The 23968-nt window shown below is 40.7% G+C and carries 23 protein-coding genes and 1 pseudogene; 15 read left to right on the forward strand and 9 right to left on the reverse strand.

Annotated elements, in window-relative coordinates:
• Nucleotides 1-13: 13 nt before the first annotated feature.
• Nucleotides 14-352, reverse strand: a complete 339-nt coding sequence (locus tag MSSIT_RS18135) for a DUF134 domain-containing protein (protein ID WP_048173886.1) — start codon at nt 350-352, stop codon at nt 14-16.
• Between the two features lie 214 nt (nt 353-566).
• Here MSSIT_RS18135 and MSSIT_RS18140 point away from each other — a divergent pair, with 214 nt between their 5' ends.
• The 7 genes from MSSIT_RS18140 to MSSIT_RS18170 all read left to right on the forward strand — a co-directional run bounded on the left by MSSIT_RS18140 (nt 567) and on the right by MSSIT_RS18170 (nt 5399).
• Nucleotides 567-938, forward strand: a complete 372-nt coding sequence (locus MSSIT_RS18140) for a NifB/NifX family molybdenum-iron cluster-binding protein (protein ID WP_048173887.1) — start codon at nt 567-569, stop codon at nt 936-938.
• A gap of 95 nt (nt 939-1033) precedes the next feature.
• The gene (locus tag MSSIT_RS18145; RefSeq protein ID WP_048173888.1) at nt 1034-1408 is read left to right on the forward strand and encodes a NifB/NifX family molybdenum-iron cluster-binding protein; all 375 of its coding nucleotides are present in this window, start codon (nt 1034-1036) and stop codon (nt 1406-1408) included.
• A gap of 45 nt (nt 1409-1453) precedes the next feature.
• On the forward strand, nt 1454-2308 hold the full coding sequence (locus MSSIT_RS18150) for an ATP-binding protein (RefSeq protein ID WP_048173889.1): 855 nt from the start codon (nt 1454-1456) through the stop codon (nt 2306-2308).
• Nucleotides 2305-3237, forward strand: a complete 933-nt coding sequence (locus MSSIT_RS18155) for a nucleotide-binding protein (protein ID WP_048173890.1) — start codon at nt 2305-2307, stop codon at nt 3235-3237. The genes MSSIT_RS18150 and MSSIT_RS18155 overlap by 4 nt, the downstream gene beginning before the upstream one ends.
• Nucleotides 3238-3394: 157 nt before the next feature.
• Complete coding sequence (locus tag MSSIT_RS18160) at nt 3395-4093, forward strand: DUF169 domain-containing protein (protein ID WP_048173891.1); 699 nt, start codon at nt 3395-3397, stop codon at nt 4091-4093.
• Nucleotides 4094-4345: 252 nt separating this feature from the next.
• Nucleotides 4346-4879, forward strand: a complete 534-nt coding sequence (locus MSSIT_RS18165) for a DUF1847 domain-containing protein (RefSeq protein ID WP_048173892.1) — start codon at nt 4346-4348, stop codon at nt 4877-4879.
• Between the two features lie 52 nt (nt 4880-4931).
• Nucleotides 4932-5399, forward strand: a complete 468-nt coding sequence (locus MSSIT_RS18170; protein WP_048173893.1) for a DUF1284 domain-containing protein — start codon at nt 4932-4934, stop codon at nt 5397-5399.
• A gap of 55 nt (nt 5400-5454) precedes the next feature.
• Here MSSIT_RS18170 and hdrB read toward each other — a convergent pair whose 3' ends face one another.
• From hdrB to npdG, 3 genes are all read right to left on the reverse strand, one after another.
• The gene (hdrB, locus tag MSSIT_RS18175; protein WP_048173894.1) at nt 5455-6357 is read right to left on the reverse strand and encodes a CoB--CoM heterodisulfide reductase subunit B; all 903 of its coding nucleotides are present in this window, start codon (nt 6355-6357) and stop codon (nt 5455-5457) included.
• A gap of 15 nt (nt 6358-6372) precedes the next feature.
• Nucleotides 6373-6858, reverse strand: a complete 486-nt coding sequence (gene hdrC, locus MSSIT_RS18180; protein WP_048173895.1) for a CoB--CoM heterodisulfide reductase subunit C — start codon at nt 6856-6858, stop codon at nt 6373-6375.
• Between the two features lie 792 nt (nt 6859-7650).
• The gene (npdG, locus tag MSSIT_RS18185) at nt 7651-8358 is read right to left on the reverse strand and encodes an NADPH-dependent F420 reductase (protein WP_052721717.1); all 708 of its coding nucleotides are present in this window, start codon (nt 8356-8358) and stop codon (nt 7651-7653) included.
• Nucleotides 8359-8931: 573 nt separating this feature from the next.
• Here npdG and MSSIT_RS18190 point away from each other — a divergent pair.
• Nucleotides 8932-10488: a S8 family peptidase gene (locus MSSIT_RS18190; protein WP_231589985.1), complete on the forward strand. Its 1557-nt coding sequence runs from the start codon at nt 8932-8934 to the stop codon at nt 10486-10488.
• Between the two features lie 151 nt (nt 10489-10639).
• Here the strand turns inward: MSSIT_RS18190 and MSSIT_RS18195 are convergent, their stop codons facing one another.
• Nucleotides 10640-11179 carry a DUF2284 domain-containing protein gene (locus MSSIT_RS18195; protein ID WP_048173897.1) on the reverse strand — a complete coding sequence of 180 codons (540 nt, stop codon included), beginning with the start codon at nt 11177-11179 and terminating at the stop codon, nt 10640-10642.
• Nucleotides 11180-11593: 414 nt separating this feature from the next.
• On the opposite strand from MSSIT_RS18195, the gene MSSIT_RS18200 reads away from it, so the two are divergent.
• On the forward strand, nt 11594-12787 hold the full coding sequence (locus MSSIT_RS18200) for a M24 family metallopeptidase (protein ID WP_048173898.1): 1194 nt from the start codon (nt 11594-11596) through the stop codon (nt 12785-12787).
• A 76-nt stretch (nt 12788-12863) separates the two neighbouring features.
• Here the strand turns inward: MSSIT_RS18200 and MSSIT_RS22615 are convergent, their stop codons facing one another.
• Nucleotides 12864-13037 carry a winged helix-turn-helix transcriptional regulator gene (locus tag MSSIT_RS22615; protein WP_082089067.1) on the reverse strand — a complete coding sequence of 58 codons (174 nt, stop codon included), beginning with the start codon at nt 13035-13037 and terminating at the stop codon, nt 12864-12866.
• Between the two features lie 551 nt (nt 13038-13588).
• Between MSSIT_RS22615 and MSSIT_RS18205 the strand changes: the two genes are divergently transcribed.
• The 6 genes and pseudogenes from MSSIT_RS18205 to MSSIT_RS18230 all read left to right on the forward strand — a co-directional run bounded on the left by MSSIT_RS18205 (nt 13589) and on the right by MSSIT_RS18230 (nt 19156).
• Nucleotides 13589-14491 (forward strand): hypothetical protein, encoded by a 903-nt coding sequence (locus tag MSSIT_RS18205; RefSeq protein ID WP_048065938.1) that lies wholly within the window; start codon nt 13589-13591, stop codon nt 14489-14491.
• Between the two features lie 148 nt (nt 14492-14639).
• Nucleotides 14640-15053, forward strand: a complete 414-nt coding sequence (locus MSSIT_RS18210) for a hypothetical protein (RefSeq protein WP_048065937.1) — start codon at nt 14640-14642, stop codon at nt 15051-15053.
• A gap of 32 nt (nt 15054-15085) precedes the next feature.
• On the forward strand, nt 15086-15229 hold the full coding sequence (locus MSSIT_RS23730) for a hypothetical protein (protein WP_156157498.1): 144 nt from the start codon (nt 15086-15088) through the stop codon (nt 15227-15229).
• A 677-nt stretch (nt 15230-15906) separates the two neighbouring features.
• Nucleotides 15907-16767: a reverse transcriptase N-terminal domain-containing protein gene (locus MSSIT_RS18220; RefSeq protein ID WP_052721718.1), complete on the forward strand. Its 861-nt coding sequence runs from the start codon at nt 15907-15909 to the stop codon at nt 16765-16767.
• Nucleotides 16768-16781: 14 nt separating this feature from the next.
• Nucleotides 16782-18292, forward strand: a pseudogene (locus tag MSSIT_RS18225) (IS1182 family transposase).
• Between the two features lie 240 nt (nt 18293-18532).
• A complete protein-coding gene (locus tag MSSIT_RS18230) occupies nt 18533-19156 on the forward strand; it encodes a UPF0228 family protein (protein WP_048173899.1) in 624 nt (207 codons plus the stop codon).
• 999 nt (nt 19157-20155) lie between these two features.
• Here MSSIT_RS18230 and MSSIT_RS18235 read toward each other — a convergent pair.
• The 3 genes from MSSIT_RS18235 to MSSIT_RS18250 all read right to left on the reverse strand — a co-directional run bounded on the left by MSSIT_RS18235 (nt 20156) and on the right by MSSIT_RS18250 (nt 23952).
• Entirely contained in the window at nt 20156-20380 is a 225-nt protein-coding gene (locus MSSIT_RS18235; protein ID WP_052721719.1) for a hypothetical protein, read from the reverse strand.
• 79 nt (nt 20381-20459) lie between these two features.
• On the reverse strand, nt 20460-22121 hold the full coding sequence (locus MSSIT_RS18240; protein WP_048169656.1) for an IS1634 family transposase: 1662 nt from the start codon (nt 22119-22121) through the stop codon (nt 20460-20462).
• Between the two features lie 754 nt (nt 22122-22875).
• The gene (locus MSSIT_RS18250; RefSeq protein ID WP_231589986.1) at nt 22876-23952 is read right to left on the reverse strand and encodes a hypothetical protein; all 1077 of its coding nucleotides are present in this window, start codon (nt 23950-23952) and stop codon (nt 22876-22878) included.
• Nucleotides 23953-23968: the final 16 nt, after the last annotated feature.

Below are 23968 nucleotides of genomic sequence, written 5' to 3' on the forward strand. Positions count from 1 at the left end.
TCACATGCTTCTGTCAAGCGTCAGCATCTTCATCTATGTCAGCACCCTCAGCCCTGATATAGTTACCGCCTTTTATTTCTATGGCTTTTCCTTTGCTAAGGGCAATAGCTACTTTCATTCTGGCGGATTTCAGATCCTCCCAGAAAGCTCTCCTTGATATTCCTACCCTGCTGGCGGCGTCTTCCTGCCGTAACCCCTCAATATCCACAAGTCTCAGGGCTTCAAGCTCTTCGACTGTGAGAGACACCACTTCAAGGTCCAACAGCGGGACTCCTCGGGGCTTGAAATATGTGATATCAGGAGTTTGCTCAACGCGCCTGGGACATTTTGGTCTTCCTCTGCACTTTTTCATAGCCTACTTATGCACATCGCCGAGTAAATATATAACAATTTCTCTTTTCGAATAGAAAACTATAAATATTTATGTACAAATGAGTGAAATTGTACTTTCTATATCTCTGACTTCTCTGCGTTTATGGAGGACTCATATGCCTCACTTTATTTGAAACATTTACAGAGAAATGTATTGTTTGAGAGTCAGCGGATTTTATATTGGAGTATAAAGTATGAAAATCTGCATAAGTGCCTACGGAAGAGATCTTGATTCTGAAGTGGATCCTCAATTCGGAAGATGCAATTATTTCGTGATTATTGATCCGGAGATCGGATCAGTAGAATCAATCAAAAATCCCGGTTCGGAAGCCCCAAGCGGTGCAGGAATCCGGGCAGCAGAGGCAGTTGTGGGAGCAGGGGTAGATATCCTCTTAACGGGTAGCATGGGGCCGAATTCTTTCTCCGTACTCTCCGAAGCAGGCGTTGAAACATACTATGGGGTCAAAGGTAAGGTAGCCTTTGCTCTGAGTGAGTATCAATCCGGAAAGCTTGCCGTCCTTGAGAGCCCGAATGCTTCTACTCATAGTGGTATGAAGAATAGTTGAGTAAATTGTCAAAATTGGAAACAAAATCTTAAATAATCTGAAAAATGTTGTACAATATTTTATAAAATATATCTAAATTAAAAAAGGTGATCTACATGAAAGTATGTATACCCACAAGAGACAATAACGGCATGGAAGGGACTGTAGAGCAGCATTTTGGGAAAGCTCCCTCCTATACCATCCTGGATACCGACAGCGGCGAAGTCTCAGTGATCCCCAATACCAGTGAACACATGGGAGGGGTGAAACTGCCTCCCGAGTTACTCAGTAAATATGGGGTGGAAATCATGCTCTGTGCGGGGCTTGGGTACAGAGCTGTCAAGATGTTTGAATCTTATGGAATCGATGTCTTTGTAGGAGCCGAAGGAACTGTTAGGGATGCGGTAGAGGCCTGGAAAGCAAATAAACTCCGCAGTGCCAGTGCTGAAAACACATGTGCAGAACATGACCACCACGACCACCATCACTGAGGGATCAATTCCTATCTTTATGTGCGGGATTAGAAGGCTCAGCTCATGAAAATTGCAATTGCAAGCGGCAAAGGGGGTACCGGGAAAACTACAGTTTCAGTAAACCTTGCCCTTGCTCTTGAAGAGGTACAGCTTTTTGACTGTGATGTGGAAGAACCTAATTGCAACCTGTTTCTGGGTTTCGAACTGGAGCCTGTAGAAGCAGTAACCTGCCTGGTTCCGGAGATCGATCCTGAGAGGTGCACTCTTTGCGGAAACTGTGCCAGCTTCTGTAAATTCAACGCCCTGGCTGCTCTTCCCCAAAAAATCCTGTCATTTCCATCCCTCTGTCACGGCTGCGGAGGCTGCAGCTTTGTTTGCCCTGAAGGGGCTATAGACGAAAACCCCCGGTCTATCGGACTTATCGAGAAAAATTCCTCTGAAACTCCTCTCACGTTTTTCCGTGGTGTCCTGAACGTGGGGGAAGCTATGGCAACGCCTGTCATCAGGGCGCTCCAGCAGCATATCGATGAAAACAGACATGCAATCATCGACTCCCCTCCGGGAACGGCATGTCCCGTTCTTGCAGTTCTGGGGTGTGCTGACTACTGCGTACTTGTGACCGAGTCCACTCCTTTCGGTTTCCATGATTTCCTTCTTGCACTCGAAGCTGCAAGGACAGTTAAGGTTCCTGTAGGAGTTGTTCTCAACCGGGATGGGCTTGGGGACACAAGGGTGGAAGAGTTTTGCAGGGCTGAAGGAATTCCAATCCTGCTCCGCATCCCTAATGATAGAATGATTGCCAAGCTCTATTCAGAGGGCATCCCCTTTGTTAAGAAAATGCCCGGATGGAAAGAAAAGTTCAAGTCCATGTTCGAAATGATAAGAGCCCAGACTTGCAAAAATATGGGGGTATCATGAGGCAACTGGCTATAATTAGCGGAAAAGGCGGATGTGGAAAAACCACTCTTACGGCTGCCTTTTCTTCTCTTTCGGAAAATGCCGTGCTTGCGGACTGTGATGTCGACGCATCCGATCTGCCTCTGATCCTTAAGCCCCGGATACTTAATACCGAGGATTGTCTGGGAATGGAACTAGCTTACATTGACCCTGAATGCTGTACAGGTTGCGGCACCTGCCGGGAAATATGCAGGTTCGGGGCAGTCCTTGAAAACTTCACGATAAATCCGTATGGCTGCGAAGGATGTGCAGTTTGTACTGTCGCCTGCCCTGAAAAAGCGGTGTACCTGATGCCGAGAGTTTCAGGACAGGCAGTTTCCTCCATAACCCGTTTCGGGCCCATGGCTCATGCAAAGCTGGGCACTGGAGAAGAAGCCAGTGGAAAGCTTGTAACCCTGGTCCGAAAAAAGGCCGTGGAACTTGCAGATCAATATTCCAGCAAACTCATTCTTATTGATGGTCCTCCCGGTACTGGATGTCCGGTTATGGCAGCAATTACCGGTACAGACCTTATCCTTGTGCTTAGCGAACCCACTGTTTCCGGGCTCCACGACCTGAAACGAGCAATCGAACTGACCGCACATTTCAGAATTCCGGCTGTTGCCTGCATTAACAGGTATGATATCAACGAAAAAAAGAGCCTCGAAATTGAGGCTTTTTGCAGGGAAGCCGGAATTCCTCTTCTTGCTCGTTTGCCTTATACGGATATAACTACAGAGGCAATGATGAATGAAGAAACAGTGATCGAATATGCCGCTCATTCCCGGGAGGCTGAAGCTGTAGAATTTGCAAATATTATTCGAAAGCTCTGGGCAGATCTCAAAATGAGGCTTTCAGGGCTTTGTGATAAAGAAATATGCTCAAAAACCCTCCCTATGAGGGAATCTTAACTTAAATAAATAGTCTCAACTGAAATGTTAAGAAGTTAAATAATATAGCAGCTGTTAATTAATATAACAGTCTGTTCTTTTAATTTTATTCATAAATAGTTGATGAATTCTTTAGTAATCGTTAGTAAGTTCAATAAATTGTTGGTGAGGGAATTCAATGGATTATACTCAGCTTGCAGAGAAACTGGTCAAGTTCCTTGACCTCAAGTACGAACCGGTTGCAGTGAAAGTTATCAAAAAAGGAGAACCCATTCCCGAAGGGTATCATGAGCCCGAGAAAAATCTCAGGCACTGCCAGTCCATCATGAAAGCCAGGAAAGGGGAGTCCTTTGTAATTCCTGCAGGTAAGCATGCCTGCGTTGTAGGCGCTTCAAGCCTCGGGCTTATTCCTACGCCTGAAAAGGTGGTTTTAGGGGAATTCCACCACAACCTGGGAATGTTTGACAGTGTGGAGGCAGCAGCCGGCATGATTTCCAAGCGCCCGGCTTTTGAGCCCGAAAGCAGAATTGCGACCGTTGTGGGCCCTCTGAAGGATGCAAAGATTGAACCTGATGTGGTTATTCTCGTGGATAGGCCAGAAACTATTTACTGGATTATCCCTGCAAGCACTTACTATAAAGGTGGAAGGGTTAATTTCAGCAGTGCAGCTTTCCAGGCAACCTGTGCCGACACAACCATCCTGCCGAGCCTGACAGGGGAAATAAATGTTTCCTTAGGCTGTTTTGGATGTAGAAAAGCCACTGATATCGAAAATGATGAAATGCTCATAGGGATTCCTTTCAATAAGCTTGAAGAAATTGTCAATGCCCTTGAAAAACTCTATGAAGGCCCTATGCCCAAAGCGAGGCAGAAATAACCCTTCTGGGGTTTTATTTCTTCTTATTTTTAAGTGAGGTATTTTCTTCTCATTTGTTTTTCTTATCTTGTTTTTTTCATTGGATTTTTTCATTGGATTTTTTCATTGGATTTTTTCATTGGATTTTTTCATTTATTTTCTTTACCATGAATCCTATCATTACATTTATTTTTTCATGTCAATATTTATACATGCAAAGTTTATTTATGCTTACAATACCTAATCGTTTTAAAAACCGCCGGGAGAAAAAGTGTGCAGTGTGCGTTGTGCAGAAATAAGGAATGCCTTGTAGGCAAAAACTGCTCTGTTATCAAATCAGGACTTGAATATAAAGGCGATACTCTCAAATCGATTCAGATTTCCGCCTGGCTTGAATCTGATCCTGTAAGTAGGACAAAGCTGGAGGAAATTGCAATTTACTCAAAGAGGCTCGGGTACAGAAAGATAGGAATTGCTTTCTGTATTAAGTATGAGAGGGAAGCAAGGCTGGTTTATGATATACTTTCAAGATATTTTGAGGTGTTTTCAGTTTGCTGCAAGGTTTGCAGCCTTGATAAAGAGAGTCTCGGGATCAAAAAACCCGGGAATCCAGAGTTTGAAGCAGCCTGCAACCCTATAGGCCAGGCTCTCCTCCTTAACAATGACGGCACCGACCTGAATATCATGCTCGGGCTTAAAACTGGCTATGATATTCTATTTGCAAAATACTCAGAAGCTCCTGCGATAACTCTTCCTCTGCTGGAACTGTCCTCTATGGGAGATTCGGAAATCGATTTTATAGACTGAATTATTAAAAAACATTTTTTAATCTTTGTGATTTTAAGCCCCGGAGAAATTCATGCCCGAGAAATCCATATGTAGATATGAAACCGACTCAAAATCCGATTCCGAACTCTTGAGAATAAGGGCTCATCACCTCTGCTGTATCCAGGGGTTCCAGGGGTATGGGTACAGTCCGGTTTTTGTTGCCAATATGCGGGCCGTGATTTCGGATCTTGAAGTTTTTCCTTCCAGGCCTATCAAGCTTGTTACGGTATGTGATGCAATCTGCGTCTCATGCCCCAGCAAAATGGAATGCACTGTTCAGGAATCTGTCCTTTCCCAGAAGATCCGGCAGATGGACCTTACTGTCCTGAAAATATTGAAGTTGGATGTCGGGACTGTCCTGAATGCGGATGAAGCCTTCAGGCTAATAAATTCAAAACTCAACAAAGCTTCGCATGTTGAGGAAGTATGCGGGACCTGCAAATGGAGGCAAAAATGCCTCTGGTATATACAGGCCGGAAAACAGGAAAGTGAAGTGTAGAAAGTGAAGTGCAAGAACTTTCTGATCTGTTCTTTTTCCTGCCTTATCCGGGTTCTCACCTTAAACCTGCGCTGATTTCATAGATTTTTGCAAGAAATTCAACGTTCTGGACTGCATTCTGTTCTATTCCTAGCTCGTCTGGAGAAAAGCCGAGAGCAAGGCCGAGGAGCTGGGAGTAATGTAGAACCGGGATTGAATAGTCTGTTCCGAATTTTTCGTTGACTGCAAGCTGTCCCCTGTCGAACTGGAGGTGGCAGAAGGGGCACGCATTGACAATACAGTCCACTTCTGCATCCCGGATGCAAGCAAGCTTATGTTCAAGCATTTCCAGGGACTCGGCAGCGTGCCCTGAGCGCACTCCTCCGCCTGCTCCGCAGCACATCATCTTGTCGGTATAGTCCACACTTTCTGCACCGGTAGCTTCAACAAGTTCATCAAAGAAGACCGGAGCTTCCGTTTCTCCAAGGTTTCTGTCTTTTGATGGTTTGATCAGGTGACATCCGTAGTGAAGGGCGACTTTCAGGTCAAGGGGAGTTGTGATAAAGCTTTTGAGTTTTTCAGGCCCCGGTTCCCTGTACAGAAACTCGATTATGTGCCTGACCTCTGCTGTTCCCTCATACTCCATACCTATCTCTTTTAAGCAGATGTTTGTACGGGTCTTCATCTCAGGGTCTTTTTTAAGTTCTATGTTTGCGTCTGCCAGGGACCCGTAGCAACCGTTGCAAACGGTCAGAATGTCTCTGTCCATCCTTTCCGAGAGGACAATGTTCCGGCTGGCAAGGGCGAGCCAGGTTGCTTTGTCAAAGGACTTGAACACCCCGGGAGCAGGGCAGCAGGAGGCTCCCGGCAGGTCAACTGCATCAACTTCAAGTTTCTGCAGGCAGAGTTTAGTTGCCTTTTCAATTCCGGGGTAGCGGTTGGGTACGATACAACCAAGAAACAGTGATAGTTTTGCCATTATTTTCCTGCCTCCTTATTTTTCAGCCACCAGCTCGTCGAACTTGCAGGTTTTGAGCAGGGTTTTCAGTCCTTCAAGGGCTTCCGGATCTTTCTGGACGGTTTCGGGCATCGGGTCCAGCCCGAGTTCTACCCTCTTCTTCTTTGTTTCCTCATCAAGGGGGACCGCATGCCCGCATTCCAGTACCATTCTCGAAACAAAACGGTGTTCTGGAAGCATCAAACCTTCCCTTACTGCAAGCCTCCTTAGCTCAAGAATAGCATCCGTAATCGGGATTCCGCGCGGGCAGCGTTCCTGGCATGTATAACAGGTCGTACAGAGCCACAGGTCATAATCAGAAAGAACAGCAACTCTGTTCTTGCGTGCATCTCGAATTATTCTCCGGGTATTGAGCCCGGTGTGCCGCCCTGAAGGGCAGCTTCCCGTGCATATGCCGCAATGCATGCAGGAAAGCAGGTCAAGCCCTTCAGCCTTTAGCAGTTTTAGCAGTTCTTCACTCATACAGGTTCACTGTCTGGTTTTGAGTTTGATTTTGAGTCTGTTTTTATATGTTCTTCCGTTTAAAAAAGCAAATATAACCGAAAGAAAAAGATCTGAGTAAAACCCTGTATTCAGGGCAGAATTTTTGGTTTTCAGGATGAACAGACCGATCTACCGGTTGATTTAGGGGATTTCCAGTATATTAGTTCCTTTTATATTCCTTTAAAGCTTTAATAAGATAATTTCAGCAGTTTTATTTTTTAACAGGCATTGCCAGAAGCTTTTTACGACAGGCTTCTCTTTCACTGCTTTTCTTCCGGTAAATTCCCTACTATATTTCGTATTACTCTCATGTTATTTAACATAAACTAAATATATTCAGGGTTAAAATCCAAGATTATGAGGCCAACCTTAGATTCGAACCGGTTTTTGAATAGGTTCTGAATACCTCCCGGAGTCTTTGTTGAAAACAGAAATAACATATCTCCAGAAATAACATATCTCTTTCCGGGAGTAGCTGTAACCTCATTTTTTGATCTCACTTTTCAGAAGCGATTGTAACTTTATTTTTAATCTCACTTCTCGAGAGTTGTTTTAACCTTATTTTTATCTCGCTTCTAATGTCTGGCTCTATGTCCATAAGCAAAGGTTATATTTTCCTTCGCCCTACAAAACCTTTGAGACCTCACACTATGTCTTTTATTATATAAAAATCAAGTTGTTTAATGTGGACTCCACGTCCCCGAACAGGTTTCTATTACTTTCGTACAGTCTCCACCCTTATATTCTTCAGGCTTTTTCCGGTTTTATTTCTCAGGAGAAGTTTATTCCCAGGTCTTTAAGCCCGTTCAGTTTTGCGAGATTGATTAGTAAAGGTGTCAGAGATTCCATGGTGCCTGCCTGCTTAAGGGGGCCGCCGTCCAGGGGTTTGAGGCATCCCATATGCCTTGTAAGCTCCATTACAAGTTTCTTTGCTTCGGCATCATCGCTGCATACAAGCGCATCGTGCACGGCTTTGCATTTAACGACATCTTTGAGTTTTCCCGCAGGGATGTTGTGGAAAGCTGCAACAACTCTGGTGGACTCAGGGGCATTTTTCTGGATTGCAAGGGCTGCTGAGCCTTCTTCCGGTGGTTTGTATACCATAAGGCCTTCTTCTTTTTCCATCGGGACCACAGGGGTAATAAGGATCTTATTTTCAATCGCCTCTCTGATCTCTTCCAGCAAAGGCAGAACGTGGTTAAAACGGATCGTAAGTATTATTACTTCGGCTGCCTGTGCTGCAGCAAGGTTGTCCATGCCGGTAATTGTCATCTTTGATGTATCAAATCCGCAGTTTTCAAGTTCTGATAACGCTTTTTTTGCGGCTCCATCCGCCGTTTCCAGAGATCTGGATCCGATAATTACCTCATTTTTCACACCTTCGGGCATAAGGTTTTGGAGGGCAAGCCTCAGGACCATTCCTTCTCCTATATTGCCGGTTCCTCCAAGGACAGCTATTTTGAGCTTTTCAGAATTCAATTTGAACAAGACCTCCAGTTTGCTATGACTTCCCATAACATATGCCCAGAAGTTAATATATCTTCTGCCTTTAGTCACCAAATTATATTTTTTAATGTTATTACTAAATTAGTTAATACTGTAAAATTGTTTTTTAGCTGTGATTTTTTTCCAAATATCATTCTATTAATTCTGTTTATCTTTTGTCTTGTTTTCAATTACTTAATATAAATTCATAGAAATCTTTATAATGTATTTCAGCATATAACAAAATAAATTAAGTCTGTCAGAGTATCGCTGCAGGAATTACTTTGGACATACATGTATCCTGTTTGCATCCCTGACTTACTATACAAGCAATATCGGGGGGTACTGTACCTAGGGAGTTACATTATGAGAATGTTCCATCTGTTTATGTTAATATTAGTGTTTGCAGGCATATTTTTTCATCTCAGTTTTCTAGTATGTGGAGGAGCTGGAACTTTCAAATCTGAACAGGTAACTTCCGGGCTACTAACTCCCGTTTCATTCCCTTCAGAACCAATTCCGCCAGATCCGGGATTGGTATGCCCCTCTGCAACACATTCGGAACCGTTGAAAGGGATTTCGTCAGAGATCTACAGAGATGAAGCAAAAGAGAATCTTACCGTATATGTTAGGCTTTTTCCGGGAACGGATTCAGGATTGCTGAATTCCTGTGGCAGGGTTGAGGAATGGGATGAAGACTCCGGCATTGCTACAGTCTGCGTTAATCCGGAATCATTTGAAGAACTCTCCACTCTTAATGGAGTATCTTCAGTCCAGCCAGTCATTTCTCCTGTTATAAGGAAGGTAAACCTGGAAAAAAAAGCAACTTTTTCTTCAGAAGAATTATGGAGACCGGAAGGTGTGACAGGAGCCGGAATTAAAATAGGGATAATTTCCGATGGAGTAGAAGACATATCTGAAGCAATTGATTCGGGAGTTCTCCCCGAAGATATACATGTCCTTTCTCCAGGAAACGGAACAGAAGGGACTGTAATGCTCGAAATAGTCCATGAAACATCTCCCGGTGCGGAACTGTACTTCCACGGTGCAGGCAGTAATAAGCTTGAATTTAACAAAGCTGTTGATGCCCTCGTTTCCGAAGGCTGCCAGGTCCTCTGTGATGATGTGGGCTGGCCTGATGAACCCTTCTTCGAGGACGGGGTTGTGGCTGCCCATGTTAAAGAGGCAATCGAAAACAAGGGAATTCTTTATGTGAGCGCGGCAGGGAATGATGCAGGCCGCCACTATCAGGGCATGTTTTTTGACAACGGATCAGGCTGGCATGACTTCAGTTCCGGGAACAGCGATTTCAGAAATATTTACATGGATGTCCCGGCAGGCGAGAAGGTGACTGTGGTGCTTCAGTGGAATGACCCCTGGAACGGTTCCGAAAACGACTACGATCTCTACCTCTACGATTGCTGCAGTGGAAACGAAATTGCCGTAAGTGAAAAAACCCAGAGTGGCATAGACACCCCCCTTGAATTTATCAAATACTTCAACAAAGAAGAAGACACAAAAACACTGAGTATAGCTGTCAAGAAATATTGCGGAGAAGATAGGGTACTGGAGGTTTACATTTACCCCAACTCCTCTGTAAAGGTCCATCCTGACAACCTTGTTGCAGAGGACTCGGTCTTCGGGCATCCTGCCGTTTCGGACGTTATCTGTGTTGGAGCGGTTGACACCGGAAACCAGGAAAGCGGCAGTATAGCTCCCTACTCTTCCCGCGGGCCTGTAAGTATCTATTATCCGGAACCCGAACTCAGAAACAAGACAGACCTCAGCGGGCCCGGCAGCGTGAAAGTTTCCGGCTCAACAGGAACTGGCAGTTTCTTTACGGGCACAAGCGCTTCTGCCCCTTCCGTAGCGGGGATCGGAGCTCTTATCTGGAGCATGTACCCCGAAAAAAACGGCAGTGAAATCCACGGAATACTGTGTTCCTCAGCTGAGGATCTTGGCGAGCCTGGTTACGATACTACCTTCGGGTACGGTTCGGTTAACGAAAGCATAGTCTTTTTCCTTGAAAGGTTCTCCCCCGGTGGGGGCCTGTCCTCGGAAAAAGACTGTCCTTTGAAAAATTCGGAGCTTCGGCTGCGGAATCAAATGAGATCTTTATGCTGAAACTCTCCATGCCGCTTGAAAAGCTCTGCTCTCTATCTAACCACTTTTAAGAACGGCAATAAGATTTTTTAGCACCAGAGCTTTTCATTGGTGGGATGCGGCAGGAAATGGCTCCATGGTCCATTTGAACCTTCTCGGACTCACTATATTTTCACTCAAGCAGTAAAATCCCTACACATGCCGTTTTTTCAGGCTTGCAGAACTCGAGAACAAGCCCAACTTCTGCCATTGCCTTCCGGACATTTATTCCTACTGCTTCGGGGGCAAAGCGCCTCACTTCCGGCTTTGCGCATTTTTCAAGGTTGCAAATCTCACATTCGTTACAGGAGCCGGGCCTCAGGAGGTGAGCAAAGATAAAGCCTTCCCTGAAAGCTTCCTGTTCGAGCTCGAACATCTTATGAAATGAACTCTTCCGAAGCTTTCGCCAGGCTTCAAGGACATCCTTGCATCCTGACGTATCGTATTCTTCTACGAGAAGAAGTGCACTGCTGTACTCTCTTATGACCTTCCTGAACTCCCCAATTGATATTACATGAGGCGGGCAGCTCAACCTTTTTCCATAGCTTCTGCACCCATAAGCGCATTTAAGGGCAATTCTGTCTTCAACCGGAATGTCTTCTGCCTTCAGAAAATAAGCTTTGAGACCCATCTCCGATGCCTTTTCAACAAGATCTTTGTATTTCCCGGGCATGCTAATGCCTCTTCAAAAACCTTATTTTTTATTTTATTCCCGTTTGTTTCACTTTTTCTTTCCTTTTAATTCGTTTTTTTGCTAATTATTTTATCCATCTTAAAAAAATAGTTAGTGGGCGGAAGTTGTTGAAAACCATATGGATAGGAGTATCTAAGGATAGGAGTAGCTCTATACTTTCTCCCATATGGAGGAATTCATCTCCTTTTTCGGAATAGGTCAACAGCTCACGGATACGACCACAAAATAGGATATGCGTGATATGGATATTTTTTATCTTCTAGTATTAATACTATGAATAAATAGCAACAACTTAGTACATCTTTGTACTTTTGTTCCTTAGTTTTTATTTGATTCTTCTGACGGGTTACACTTCTATAATTGTGAGTAGATAAAGCTAGTACAGGGATTCCCATGATTAAAAAAGTGCCTTTGACCGAATTGAAAAACCGTATGAACTGCTTTAGAAAACAGATGGATGCCTCAAGCCCCCAGTGGGAGACTGCCGTAATCTTCAGCAAAATAAATATCTATTACTTTACCGGTACGATGCAGGACGGAATGTTGATTATTCCGAAGAACGGAGAAGCAACACTCTGGGTCCGCCGCAGTTATGAAAGGGCTCTGGACGAATCATTATTCCCGAATATCGAACCCATGAAAAGCTTCCGTGATGCTGCAGGGGATGCGAGCAAACTACCTGACGCGGTGTATCTGGAAACCGAAGTAGTCCCTCTGGCTTTATACCAGAGATTTCAAAAGTACTTCCCATTTAAAAATGTTAAATCCGTTGATTCTCAGATTGCAGCTGTGAGGGCGGTAAAAAGCGAATATGAGCTGTCTCTTACAAGAGAATCCGGCAGGATTCATCAGCATGTGCTCGAAGACCTTGTGCCTGAGATGCTGCGAGAGGGGATGAGTGAAGCCGACCTATCGATCGATATTTATTCTGCTCTTATAGAAAAAGGACATCACGGAGTCTCCCGTTTTGGCATGTTCGATACGGAAATGATCCTTGGGAATGTCTGTTTCGGAGAAAGCTCCATCTATCCGTGTTATTTCAACGGGCCCGGCGGGAAGCGCGGATTATGCCCCGCAGTCCCCCTGCTTGGGAGCCGGGACCGGAAATTAAGGAAAGGCGACCTGGTCTTTGTTGATGTCGGCTGCGGGGTTGACGGCTACCATACGGATAAAACAACGACATACATGTTTGGCTCTCCTCTCCCTCAGTATGCTATGGATCTCCACAATAAATGTGTGGATATACAGAACGAAGCTGCAGCGATGTTAAAACCCGGAATTGCTCCCTCTGAAATCTATACTACAATAATGAATGGGCTCGATAAGGAATTCCTGCAAAACTTCATGGGTTTTGGCAACCGTAAAGTGAAATTTCTCGGGCACGCCGTCGGCCTGTTGATCGATGAAACTCCCGTAATTGCCGCCGGGTTTGACGAGCCTCTGAAGGAAGGAATGGTATTTGCCCTCGAACCCAAAAGGGGGATTGAAAATATCGGAATGGTAGGCATTGAGAATACCTTCATAGTAACTGCAAAAGGCGGAGAGTGTATTACAGGGGACAATCCGGGATTGATTCCTGTATATTAATTGCTTTGATAGTTGCTGTATCACGTTGCAGCTATCTTATTTTCGTTTTAAATTAGGAGAAAAACTGTCTCATGCCTTATGTTTTAAGCCATTTTAGCATATCTGGTTCCACAGCAGGGTTTATAAAATATTTTGAAAACTTCCCATCTGCTTTGGAAAATACAATATTGTCTTCCCTCAACTTTTTAATATGCCAGTGGATAGTGCTTTTGTTCAAACTCAATTTTTCTGAGATCTCCTGATTTGTAATCTCAGGATTTTGAAAGTGAAGGAGAGCCTGTTCCGGTCAATGACAAGTCCGGTACTATTTCTTCGGTATTTGGAGGAAATATGAAAGCTCTGACCTGGCAAGATGGGGAATTCGAAATTACTATTATTTCTTCTTTTGATAAGGGGGAGCTGCTTAATATTGCAGAATCCTTCTCCTGATATCCGGGAAGTTTTCAGAACGAATAAAATAAAAGGTGAAGTTACAGACTTCACATTCTTTTTTTGTAAAATAAGTACTGGCAACATTTGGGAGTTATAATCATTCTGTCAAAATCATCATGTAATTTCTCACATAAAGTGTTACAACTGATGAAAGTAATCGTAAATTCAGCGTTTATTGTTAGATGATATGGTGAAAAACTTTATACTTTATGTAATATGTCTGAGAAAATAGTTTGTGGAGTTCAAACGCACCTTCCAGAGTAGATTTGAACTCCATTGTGCCCGGAGGCATGAGTTAGTGTTAGCCTTGCAATTATTTAAGGCTTGCTTGATCCGGCCTCTGGAGTAAAGAACAGAAGTGATCATATAATGAAGGAAAAGCTTAAGATAAGCGCAATATTTGCAGCAATACTTCTTGTGGGTATTGCTTTTGTTCCAGCTGTGAGTGCACAGGCTGAATCGGTTTCTTCATCTTCTGCTGATAAAGAAAAAATAGAGGTCACAAAGTTACCTGAAATGGAATTGAAGATTATTAACATCAATGATACTTCCAATATAGTACAGGTTGGAGACACGCTAATAACCTTCGAGTCTAATCCGGAACACACTGAAGCAGAAATGCAAATTGAAAATCTGACAACTAATGAAGTGACGAATATTATCTATAAAGTTTCAGAAATTGATGGAAAATTCAAGACTGATGTGTATCAAGAAGGAGAATTAGTTAATACAGTAACTTCAGTATACAATCCTATTGTACCAGGTTCGATGAAAGAAATACTTGGTGGCTCTTCTGCTAAGCAAGGCACTGAAACTGTTAATGCTATCACTTCCACAAAATATACGTGGGATGGTGTACATTTTGTTAAGGGGTCTGGCATAAAGTATCCTCATCCGGATTATGATTCATATACCGGTGAAATTTTTGATACTTGGTATATATCTGGCACTAAACTTAAACATTATCATATTGAAGACTCATATTCTGACGCGATAGCTGATTGCGCTCCAGCAGTAGCTGGAGCGACAATTGGTTTAATAGTTGGTGGAGGAATTGGTGCTATTGTTGGAGCAGGACTGGGAGCTTTATTGGGTGGACCAACAAGTTCAATCCTTCTCGATGAAGAGGGATGCATTTGGGGCTGGTGTGCTCATAACTGGGGATGGCGTCTAGGACTTCCGCCCAATCCTTTGACATCCAAATATGTTCCTGATTACTACAGAGTTGCCTCCTATACTTTATGGAACTTTATCGGTCTGTCGAACCCATAATGCATCATTAATTTTATGAAGTTCAAGGACAATGTTGCCTAAACATCGTCCTTCTATATTTTAAGAATTGTTGTTTTATCACTCTTCAAAATTAGTTTACATTTGAATAATAATCGCTTCAAAAAATTAAATTTAGAGAGTGCACCACATGAAAATATTTAAAGCAGAACTTGAAGAGATTATAGGACTCCTGATTGGGTTAATATTTTGGTATTTATGGCTGTTTGTAACCATTACAATGAGCTTTGAAATTAACTTTTTTGCCCAGACCCAGATAAATATTTGGGTTTCGATGGGTCTTCTTATTCTTTTCATGTTTACAGGGCATTATATAGTCTCAAGTGGTGCAATTGACGAAAAAAAGAGGATTGAAGACATAGTAATCATAAAAAGTAATCTAATAGGTTATTTCCTGTGGCTTATTCTAATGATATTTGCGTACCTATTGAATATTGAAGTTAGTTCAAAAGCAAGTCTGGTAGGAGGTTATATTACAATATTCTTAATTTGTCTATACATGAAAAAGAGAGTAGTTAAAGCGGAAAGACAGTCCTCTTGTTAAGATGCTATTGAAGTATTCGTGCTCCGAGCAAAATGACTGAAGCAGAAATGGAAAAATATGGGATAGAAGTAATTCCTTTAAATGAGCTAGAAGCACGTTCCAGTGAGCTTAATCTTGCCCCTGAAATAGTCGAAGAGCTGATTATGTCAAGGCCAGTGAATAATTCCTCATTTTAGCCGGATTAAAATTCCCCAATTTCCAATCCTTGAGAAAAGCTCGAGGATCCTAAATAATGTTGAAAATGGAGGAATGGCTATTGATACGAGATTTGTATTCACAAGGCTTTAGCATCAGCGAAATCGTGCGACAAGAAGCTGTATCAGAGATTGCGGGTTAATCCGTCCCCTATCCGTTTAGGGTGTCCCTACTGTAGCATGCATTCCTGGTTAACGGGAAGGTGTGAAGCCTACAGGACAATGTGGAGAAGAATAGAACCCTGATCTATACAATCTGCTAGGGAAAAAGCCGCCATGGAGAAGCAAACGCTGAATCATCGAAAGGATCGTCATGATGAACAAGTGAAAACAGGGTGATACACTTGAGCCAAAATGGCATGGAACCTGGTCATCTTGGTGATTTCACAGGATGTCAAACGGACGGAATGGTTCCCGGTCTAAAGATGGCTCCTAAAGCGCCGAAAAAAAAATTATCTCCGATACTGAACTTGGTAACCCGTATACATCCCTCCAAAAAGAGGTATGGAGGTCGCGAGACCCACAAATAATGTAGACGGGAGAGGATGTTTCAAAAAGCGAACGCCTGCCTGCAATTGACAGGATAAAGGTTTATGCCTTAGCCTGAAAGGGCGCTGACTTGAAACAGGTGTTTCACGGCAAAGAAGGGAGGCATACCAGTGAAAGTGCAGCATTCAAAGACGCTTCATAGCGAGAAGCGCACTGACCGGAACCTTGCCAATCAATGGAATTCTATTGACTGGAAAGTAATAAAATACCGAGTTAACCGGCTACAGACCCGGATTGCAAAGGCAACACACAATAAAAACTGGAATCTGGTTAAAAGACTCACATACTTGTTAACTCATTCCTACTCAGCTAAACTGCTCGCAGTAAGAATCGTTACACAGAACCATGGCAAACGAACTGCTGGTGTTGACGGTCAACTTTGGACTACTGCATCTGACAAGATGCAGGCAGCACTTAGTCTTTCAGACCGACACTATCGAGCACATCCACTACGCCGTATCTATATCCCCAAACAAGGAAAATCCACTAAACGTCATCTATCCATCCCTACCATGAGTGATCGAGCTATGCAAGCACTGTACTCTCTAGCTCTTCAGCCTGTAGCAGAAACTACTGCTGACACTCGATCCTTCGGTTTTCGTCTTTTCAAATGTGCACAGGATGCATCATCATATGCATTCCGATGCCTTTGGCGAGATACATCAAACCCCTGGATCCTGGAAGGAGACATCAAAGGATGTTTCGATAACATTTCCCATTCCTGGCTCAAGAACAATATCCCAACTGATAGTTCAATCCTGTCCCAATTCCTTAAGTCCGGTTTCATTTTTGATGATACTTTCCACCATACTGATAAAGGTGCTCCACAAGGATCTATAATCTCTCCCCTCCTTGCGAATATGACATTAGATGGGATAGAAAAACTCCTTAATGCAGGCTGTCTCAAAACTATACCCGATCATACATTTGGGTCAGAAACCCGTAATTTTTATCTTTTTTACAAAACTTAATTCCAATGTTCACCATGTTTGGAAAGTACGATCAAAAGCAGCAGTTTTTACTTCCATTAAACCTGGAAGATTTTGTTCCTGAAAATCATATGGCCAGAGTACTAAACGACATCGTAGATGTCGTTGACATTAATGTTATAGAATCCACTTACTCTAAGGAAGGCTGCCCAGCCTATCATCCAAGACCTCTTTTAAAAATATTGCTTTATGGGTACCTTATAGGCATTAGAAGTTCACGTAAGCTGCAACAAATGACTCAAACTGATACTGCATTTATGTATCTGGCAGCCATGCAAAAACCTGATTTTCATACGATTTGTCGATTCCGTTCAACTCATCTTGGACCTATAAAAGAAATCTTTTCCCAGGTTGTCACATTTTGTAAAGAAATGGATATGATTGGTTCCAGTATCTCAATTGACGGAACAAAGGTTAAGGCAAATGCTTCATCAAGACAGAGCAAGAGTTCGGATGCTCTCGAAAAAGAAATAGATAAGATACTCAAAGAGAGTATTGAGACAGATAAGTATGAAGATGAAATTTATGGTGACTCAACACCATATCAGATTCCAGAAGAGCTTGTTGACAAGAAGAAAAGATTGGAAAAAATAAAAGTTGCTAAGAAGAAGCTTGATGAAGAAAAGCTGAAAAAAGTAAATATCACAGACAACGATGCTCGAATTATGAAGCATAAAGATGGGAGCAAGAAGCCCTCCTACAATTGTCAGGTTGCTGTTGATGAAAAAGAACAAATAATCGTTGCAGCAGAAGTTGTCAACGAAGAAAACGACCTGCATCAAATGGAACCAATGATACAAAATGTAAAAAATACACTGGGATATAAACCAACAATAGTGCTTGCAGATGCAGGTTATTTCTCATATGAGAATCTGGAATTTTTACAGGAAGAAGGAATTGATGCTTATATTCCTGACAACTTCTATAAAGCTGAAAAAGAAGGAAAAAACAGGAAGTTAAGGAAAGCTCTTTTTACATACGATGAAGAAAAAGACTGCTATTATTGTCCGGCTGCATTTGAAATTCCCTTTACAAGAATACAAAAGAGGAAAGGTGAACCTGATTTAAGGTGTTATGTATGTAGCTATTGTTCTCAGTGTGTGCTGAAAAATGCATGTACTATGAGTGAAAAAAGGACGATAACAAGAGATCCTCGAGAACATTTGATGGATGATATGAGGGATAAACTGAACACAGAGAAGGGGACGGAAAAGTATCAGAAAAGAATGTCTACCGTAGAACCTGTGTTTGGTCAGATGAAACAGGATAGGGGGTTTAGGGAATTTCTGTTGAGAGGGGAAAGGAAAACAGGAATTGAATTTGTTATGATGTGTACTGTACACAATATAAAGAAAATGGCAGACTTCATAAAAAGGAAAGGGAAAAACCTGAAAGATATACTGAAAATGATAGTTGGGGGAGGAAGTAAAGGCTGGAATAAAGGGGAATTCGAGCGAGAATAACAAATAAGCTATGTGGACCTATGAAAATTATCTCTCATTGTTGAAATGAAATAAAAATTGAAATGGGTATTACCCAATTGTACAAGTTAAAATGGTTATGAGACAGCCTGTATGGATCATCTGAATAAGTCCTGAATCCCTGATCTACTGAGAGACTACTCAAATATTATGATTTACAATTAATTTTTCGCGATACTAGAACCATTTGGTTCAGAAGCTAATCGGATATATGTAATATAAAACATGTGAGGAGCTAACTCCTCTTTTTTTTAAGTTGTGGTGATATGAAAAATAATAAGATAGCTGTTGTCCTTGGTGTTTTTATGGTTCTCATAGTACTTCTGGTACTATTTATAAAAACACCAATTGATTTGAAAATTCCAGTAGATACAAAAGTGCCAGTTGATAATATGTCAGTTAATGAACCGCAAGTAGCTGGTTTTCTTGTTCAATTTGAAAATGGAACAACTGAGCCGGAAGTTAAAGCCATTCTTGAAAATTACAATATGATATTGAGCTATAACATAGATTGCAATAGTGATAATGGGGGTTATAAATATTACATAAAGGTGGAGAAAGATAATATGCCTGATGTAGTAGAAGACGGATTGAAAAATGATGAAAATTGGACTGATCCTGTTTTACCTTCTTTTACAAAAGGAGATTATATTATATATCCGGTAACAGAACAAGCTATTCATGATAAAGATTTTCTTGAGATACTGAAGAGACATAACCTTCAAGTAAAAACATTCGTCTGGTGTTTAATTAGCTACAGAGATAATTCAACTGGGCATGATATTCTGGGGAAGAATTGTATTACAAAGAAGGATGCAATCAGAATAACAAATGAGCTTGAAATGAATGAGAAAGTTTGGACTGTAATGCCTGATTATATTGAAGGGTAAAAATACATAATGATTTCGGGTTCTAATGTAAAAATAGAGTACTGTTGACTGGTTCTAGTTTGTCTTTTTGCTACGGGCTTTCCAAGCGCTCCAAAAAGCCATAATTCATCCAACTAATAGCCCTATAAATCTCCAAAAAATTCGAATTTAGGTTTGTCTATTCTTTCAGTTGGATGATTTGGCCACAAATTAATTATAAAGGTAAATCCATGAAAAAATGAACATTAAAAAGATATTTAGAAAAGTTTAAATTTTCTCTGGTAAGTCTATTTGAACTCCACCTTGCCCAGAGGCAAGAATATGATAGCTTTGTGAATATTAAGGCTTGCCTGATCCTGTCTTTTGGATAAGGGGCATGAGTCGGTGTTAGCTTTGTGAATTGTTTTGTTCTTGTACAAACTGCGAGTGTGGGTTCCTGGGATGCAAGTGTAAATAATCTCTCTGATGGTAAGGTTGAAGCTTACGGCATTCGATGGGCTAACTCTTTAAAAGGTGAAAGAAATAGAAGCTGAAATCAATCGTATAAGGAACAGAAGGTTGAGAGATGTTAACCCGAACTACTTAATCAGATGGCACTTAAAAGACCTGCGAGAGATCGAACCGGCTTAAAGAGCTTTTTTTACTCTTGAAGATGGGTGCTATGATGATGCTCATCAATAGGACAGGGGACATGAGGAAGAAAAAATAATTTCCTTCTCACACCTGGGCAGGATTTTATCTTTATTTGTACCTATCCAAGAAAAGAGTTCTCTGCCATGAATATGCCAATGAGAATTTAGAAAGTTGTCTTAACCCTAAAAACGAACTTTTCATTAATTATGATATTAATTGGGAGGAGAAATTCCTATACTGTGATCACTGTGACAAAAAGATGGAACCCTCTTACGGAGGTCTATGACATGACTGAGAATACCTGGAACTGATTCAACTAGCAGAAAAAAATAGTTCCCACTTAAATAGTAATTTAAGAGAATTTTGCTCAATTTGGTACAATCAAATTCATGGAGTAACAATACTTAGAGCCAACAGGTTATCGGAACGCGCATCTATATTAATATACAATATATCTGTATCGCTCAAATTTGAGTAAACAGTTTCAGCTTTTGTAATATTGTTGTCTAATGTAACTTCAATATATGTCCCTGTTATCAATCTAACCGGATATTGACTTTTTATTTTTTCTTCAGGATCTAAAACATATGATTCATTAAACTCACCTTTCAAAGATGAGTGATTTTCCGTTATCCTCTGGCTTTGTTTGTGTATGCCTAATAAAAGAATAATCCTGACAATAACGATTTTGTTAATATGGCAGGTATTTTTCCATGTTTAGAAAAGAAAATAACGATGCTTGTTTTGTGTCCATTTCTTCCACAATAATTTTGCTTTTTTTGGACTCTTTTTCCTGAACTACCGCAATCTTGATCTCAGACAGTTTTTCAATGAGCTTTTTCAAAGAGAAACCGTACATTTTGGTCTCCCATGCCAGGTATCTGTAGAAAAGTAGGCCAGCCATAGCCAAAAACACATGAACTCTAATGTTTTCATCCTTGTGATGATATACTGGTCCTACAGGAACAAGCAAGTGATCATTCAACAGTTTAAAATCATCTTCAACAAGATTCTTACTGTTATATGTTTTCACTATCTTTTTAGTTTGCCATTTTTGCTTATCCGTAAATAGGACGTTCTTCCCAAACGTCTTTTCGCACTTTTTTTCGTTTTCTTCATCAATCCAGAACTTTAACTGAGGCTTTTTCTTCCCTTCCAGAGCATCAATTATTTCATATTTTATAACGCTATTGTATTTTTTCAGAATAATTCCTGCAACCTCACGTTCTACGCTGCTCCTGTTTCTTTCTTTTCCTTTACTGCTTTCTAATCTTCTCTGGAGATCCTCCAAACTATCAATTATTCTTGATTTGTTTGTTTCATAAGTGCTCTTTTGAAGCTTGTAAGTTCCTTCGTTGTAGGTTATTACGGTTGTATATTCTGCTCCGTAAAACTGGTGTTTTGTTCTGTATCCAAAAATTTTGTTACCTTTCGAATTCTTGTATAAACACTCATATTTGGAAAGCGGAACATCGAGAAGCTCCTCGGCTTGATTTGTTTTTGCAGATCCTACAAAACTCATTTTTGAGGTTACCTTTTCAATGTTATCTTTTGAGTTGTTACCCTTATCGAAAACAAGAACAAGATCTTCAGAACAGATATTTAATTCAGTCAGTCTGTTTATGATTTTATCTACTATGCCTGAAAATTCTTCAGAGTCATGAACATTTCCAGGATATGTTTCATGAATAAAAGGTATGTTATCCTCGTTTACAGCTAGCGAAACACATATTTGATTTTTGTCTTTCCTATGCTTTTTGTTATATCCTTTATGAAGCAGTTCGCTCTCGTCATCATAATTGTTAGCATACGTAAACCAGTTTGATTCATCCACAAACATTATTGATGGAGTAAATCCCTTTCCTACAAGAACTCTGCAAAGATCGTCTTCAATCTTTTTCATAGTATCCAAGTCGACATAATTCATTTGGTTCAGAAAATTCTGACAATTTAACTTGTGCGGGAATTTCCACATGAAAGCTAAAGGGGATTTTTTGAACCACTCTTCAATCCCGTTTTCACTTAAAACGCCGTGACTTTTTCCGATTACATCAAGTAAGAGGTATTCTCCAACACTCAATCCATCTATTAATTTTTTGTCAGTATGCTTGTTAACTATGTCAATGAATCCAAGTTCTTCATTCACATGAAGAAGTGCGGCAAGCTTGCCGTAATCAAAGGATCTAAGTTTATCATAGGGCAATGATTCACATTGCCTTTTCATCTCAAGTATTTTTTCTGCGCTACCCAGATAAACCTGAAAAATGGTTTTTACCTTTCCATCAACTCTGGCAGATTCTACTATATACCAGTAAGGTTTCCCATTGACGAGTTTCTTTCTTAAAAATACCATAGTATTGATTATGATCTACCTATATAAATAACTTTTTGAAATAAACAATATCAATAGACTTTTTAAAGTGAATTTAATACTTAGGATCTACAAATAAAAAATTTGCAAAAGGTCAGCTGATATTGTTTTTTAGAGAAAATTGAGGTTAAAATCGCGTTTCTTTGAAACTTCAGTTAAATATAGAACTGTTATTTAAATCAAATAATTTTACAGTAAGTTCATGACTTGTATTGTCCTGATTACGTATAATTAACGTATGATTTTCTTTTGTTTCATGAAGAGAATTATACGTGATAACATAAGGTAAAACAACAGCGAGTATTAATAAAAGGCATATACCTGCAAAAATAATTAGCAATCTTCTTTTTTGCATTTTAATCCTCTTAATTAAAATCACTCTACTATAATTTTCTCAAATCAGTAAGTTTTTAGAACATTTTTCCATGATCAGAAACTCGATTTATTGTTAGAAGTGTGATTTTGAGACGCGATTTTGAGTTTTGGGATAAACTCCACAATTGTTTACTAAGGATTCTTTGGAATATTTATTGGAATCCTGCAATTGTATTTTTATTCGCCACGATTGTCAGAAGGAAATTACTTTCATTTTGGACGGTTGCTTGTTCAGTGATTGATTTTAATCCTTTTTTCATCAAAAAAGAATATTTGATGTTTTTTAAGCGCCTAAAATTTAGTTGAGACCCGAAAGGCAATAGGTTACCAATCTCCAGTGTCCTGTAGTTTTCAAACTGCATTATCTTTTCTTGAGCCTCCATCCACCACACAGACAGGCCAGACTCCCCAATAATCCGAAGCCTGGAATAGAGTTATTTTTACTCGATTCATTTCTACCTGAGCTACCCCCGCTGCCAGATTCGGAATTATTGTTTTTTGAATTATCAGATCCTTTTATATCTTCTTCAGGTGTCGACATAAAAATAACTGGAACATTATTCACATTTTGTTTTCTTGCCTCTTGATCAATGGTCTGGTAGATTTCTTCAGCAAGAAAAATTTTTTCTTCAGGAGACAAAGTTTCGTTAATCTCTACTTCCAATCTAATTCCTGCTGAGTATCTAATTACCTGACCTTGTTCCATATATGGAGTGATTTTTTCCTCGGTAGCATTAGCAATCTCAGACAGCTCATTCACCCAGGAAATTGTCTCATTCTTATCTTTTAACAGAGGGATATTCCCATAAGCTGCAATGGTTTTATGCACTGGCATGACCGTTTTTTGCTTCATAACTTCTTCAAGTGTATATATATCAGCTTCAGAAAGATTCTCTGTACTTTCCCCAAACCAGTACCAGCGATTAATGCCTTCCAGGTAAATTACTTCCCTATAAGTTCCGTATCCGAATTCTACTGGAATATCCTGTATACCCATTTCTTCTGCAGAATTATCTATTAGAGAGTGGATCTCATCCATTAACTGCTCGTCAACATTGCCATACTTAAACAAAATTACAAAGTATCCATTAGCATTAGCCCCACATGTCATTACCTCTCCATGAGGATACATGTATTTGGAGACAACAGTGTCTTTTATCTCATTACTAAGTTCTTCAAGAGTAGAGTTCCAGTTTTCTTTTTGATCCTCTGTTTCCAGTACAGGAAGTTTTCCGTATCTTGTAATTACATTATTTCCCTGTGAATACAGACCAAAAAAGTAAGTATAATAGTCAAAATCTACATTACTTATTTCTGAATTTTCAGAATTATTACTTCCCGTCGAAAGTTGCACTGAATCATCAGCAGACGCAGGAAATACCAAGACCCCAAAAAATAGCAGTAACGTTATCAATAAAGTTTCAGATTTTCTCATCATACAACTGCTCCATATT

The sequence above is a fragment of the Methanosarcina siciliae T4/M genome, assembly GCF_000970085.1.
GTDB classification, from domain to species: domain Archaea; phylum Halobacteriota; class Methanosarcinia; order Methanosarcinales; family Methanosarcinaceae; genus Methanosarcina; species Methanosarcina siciliae.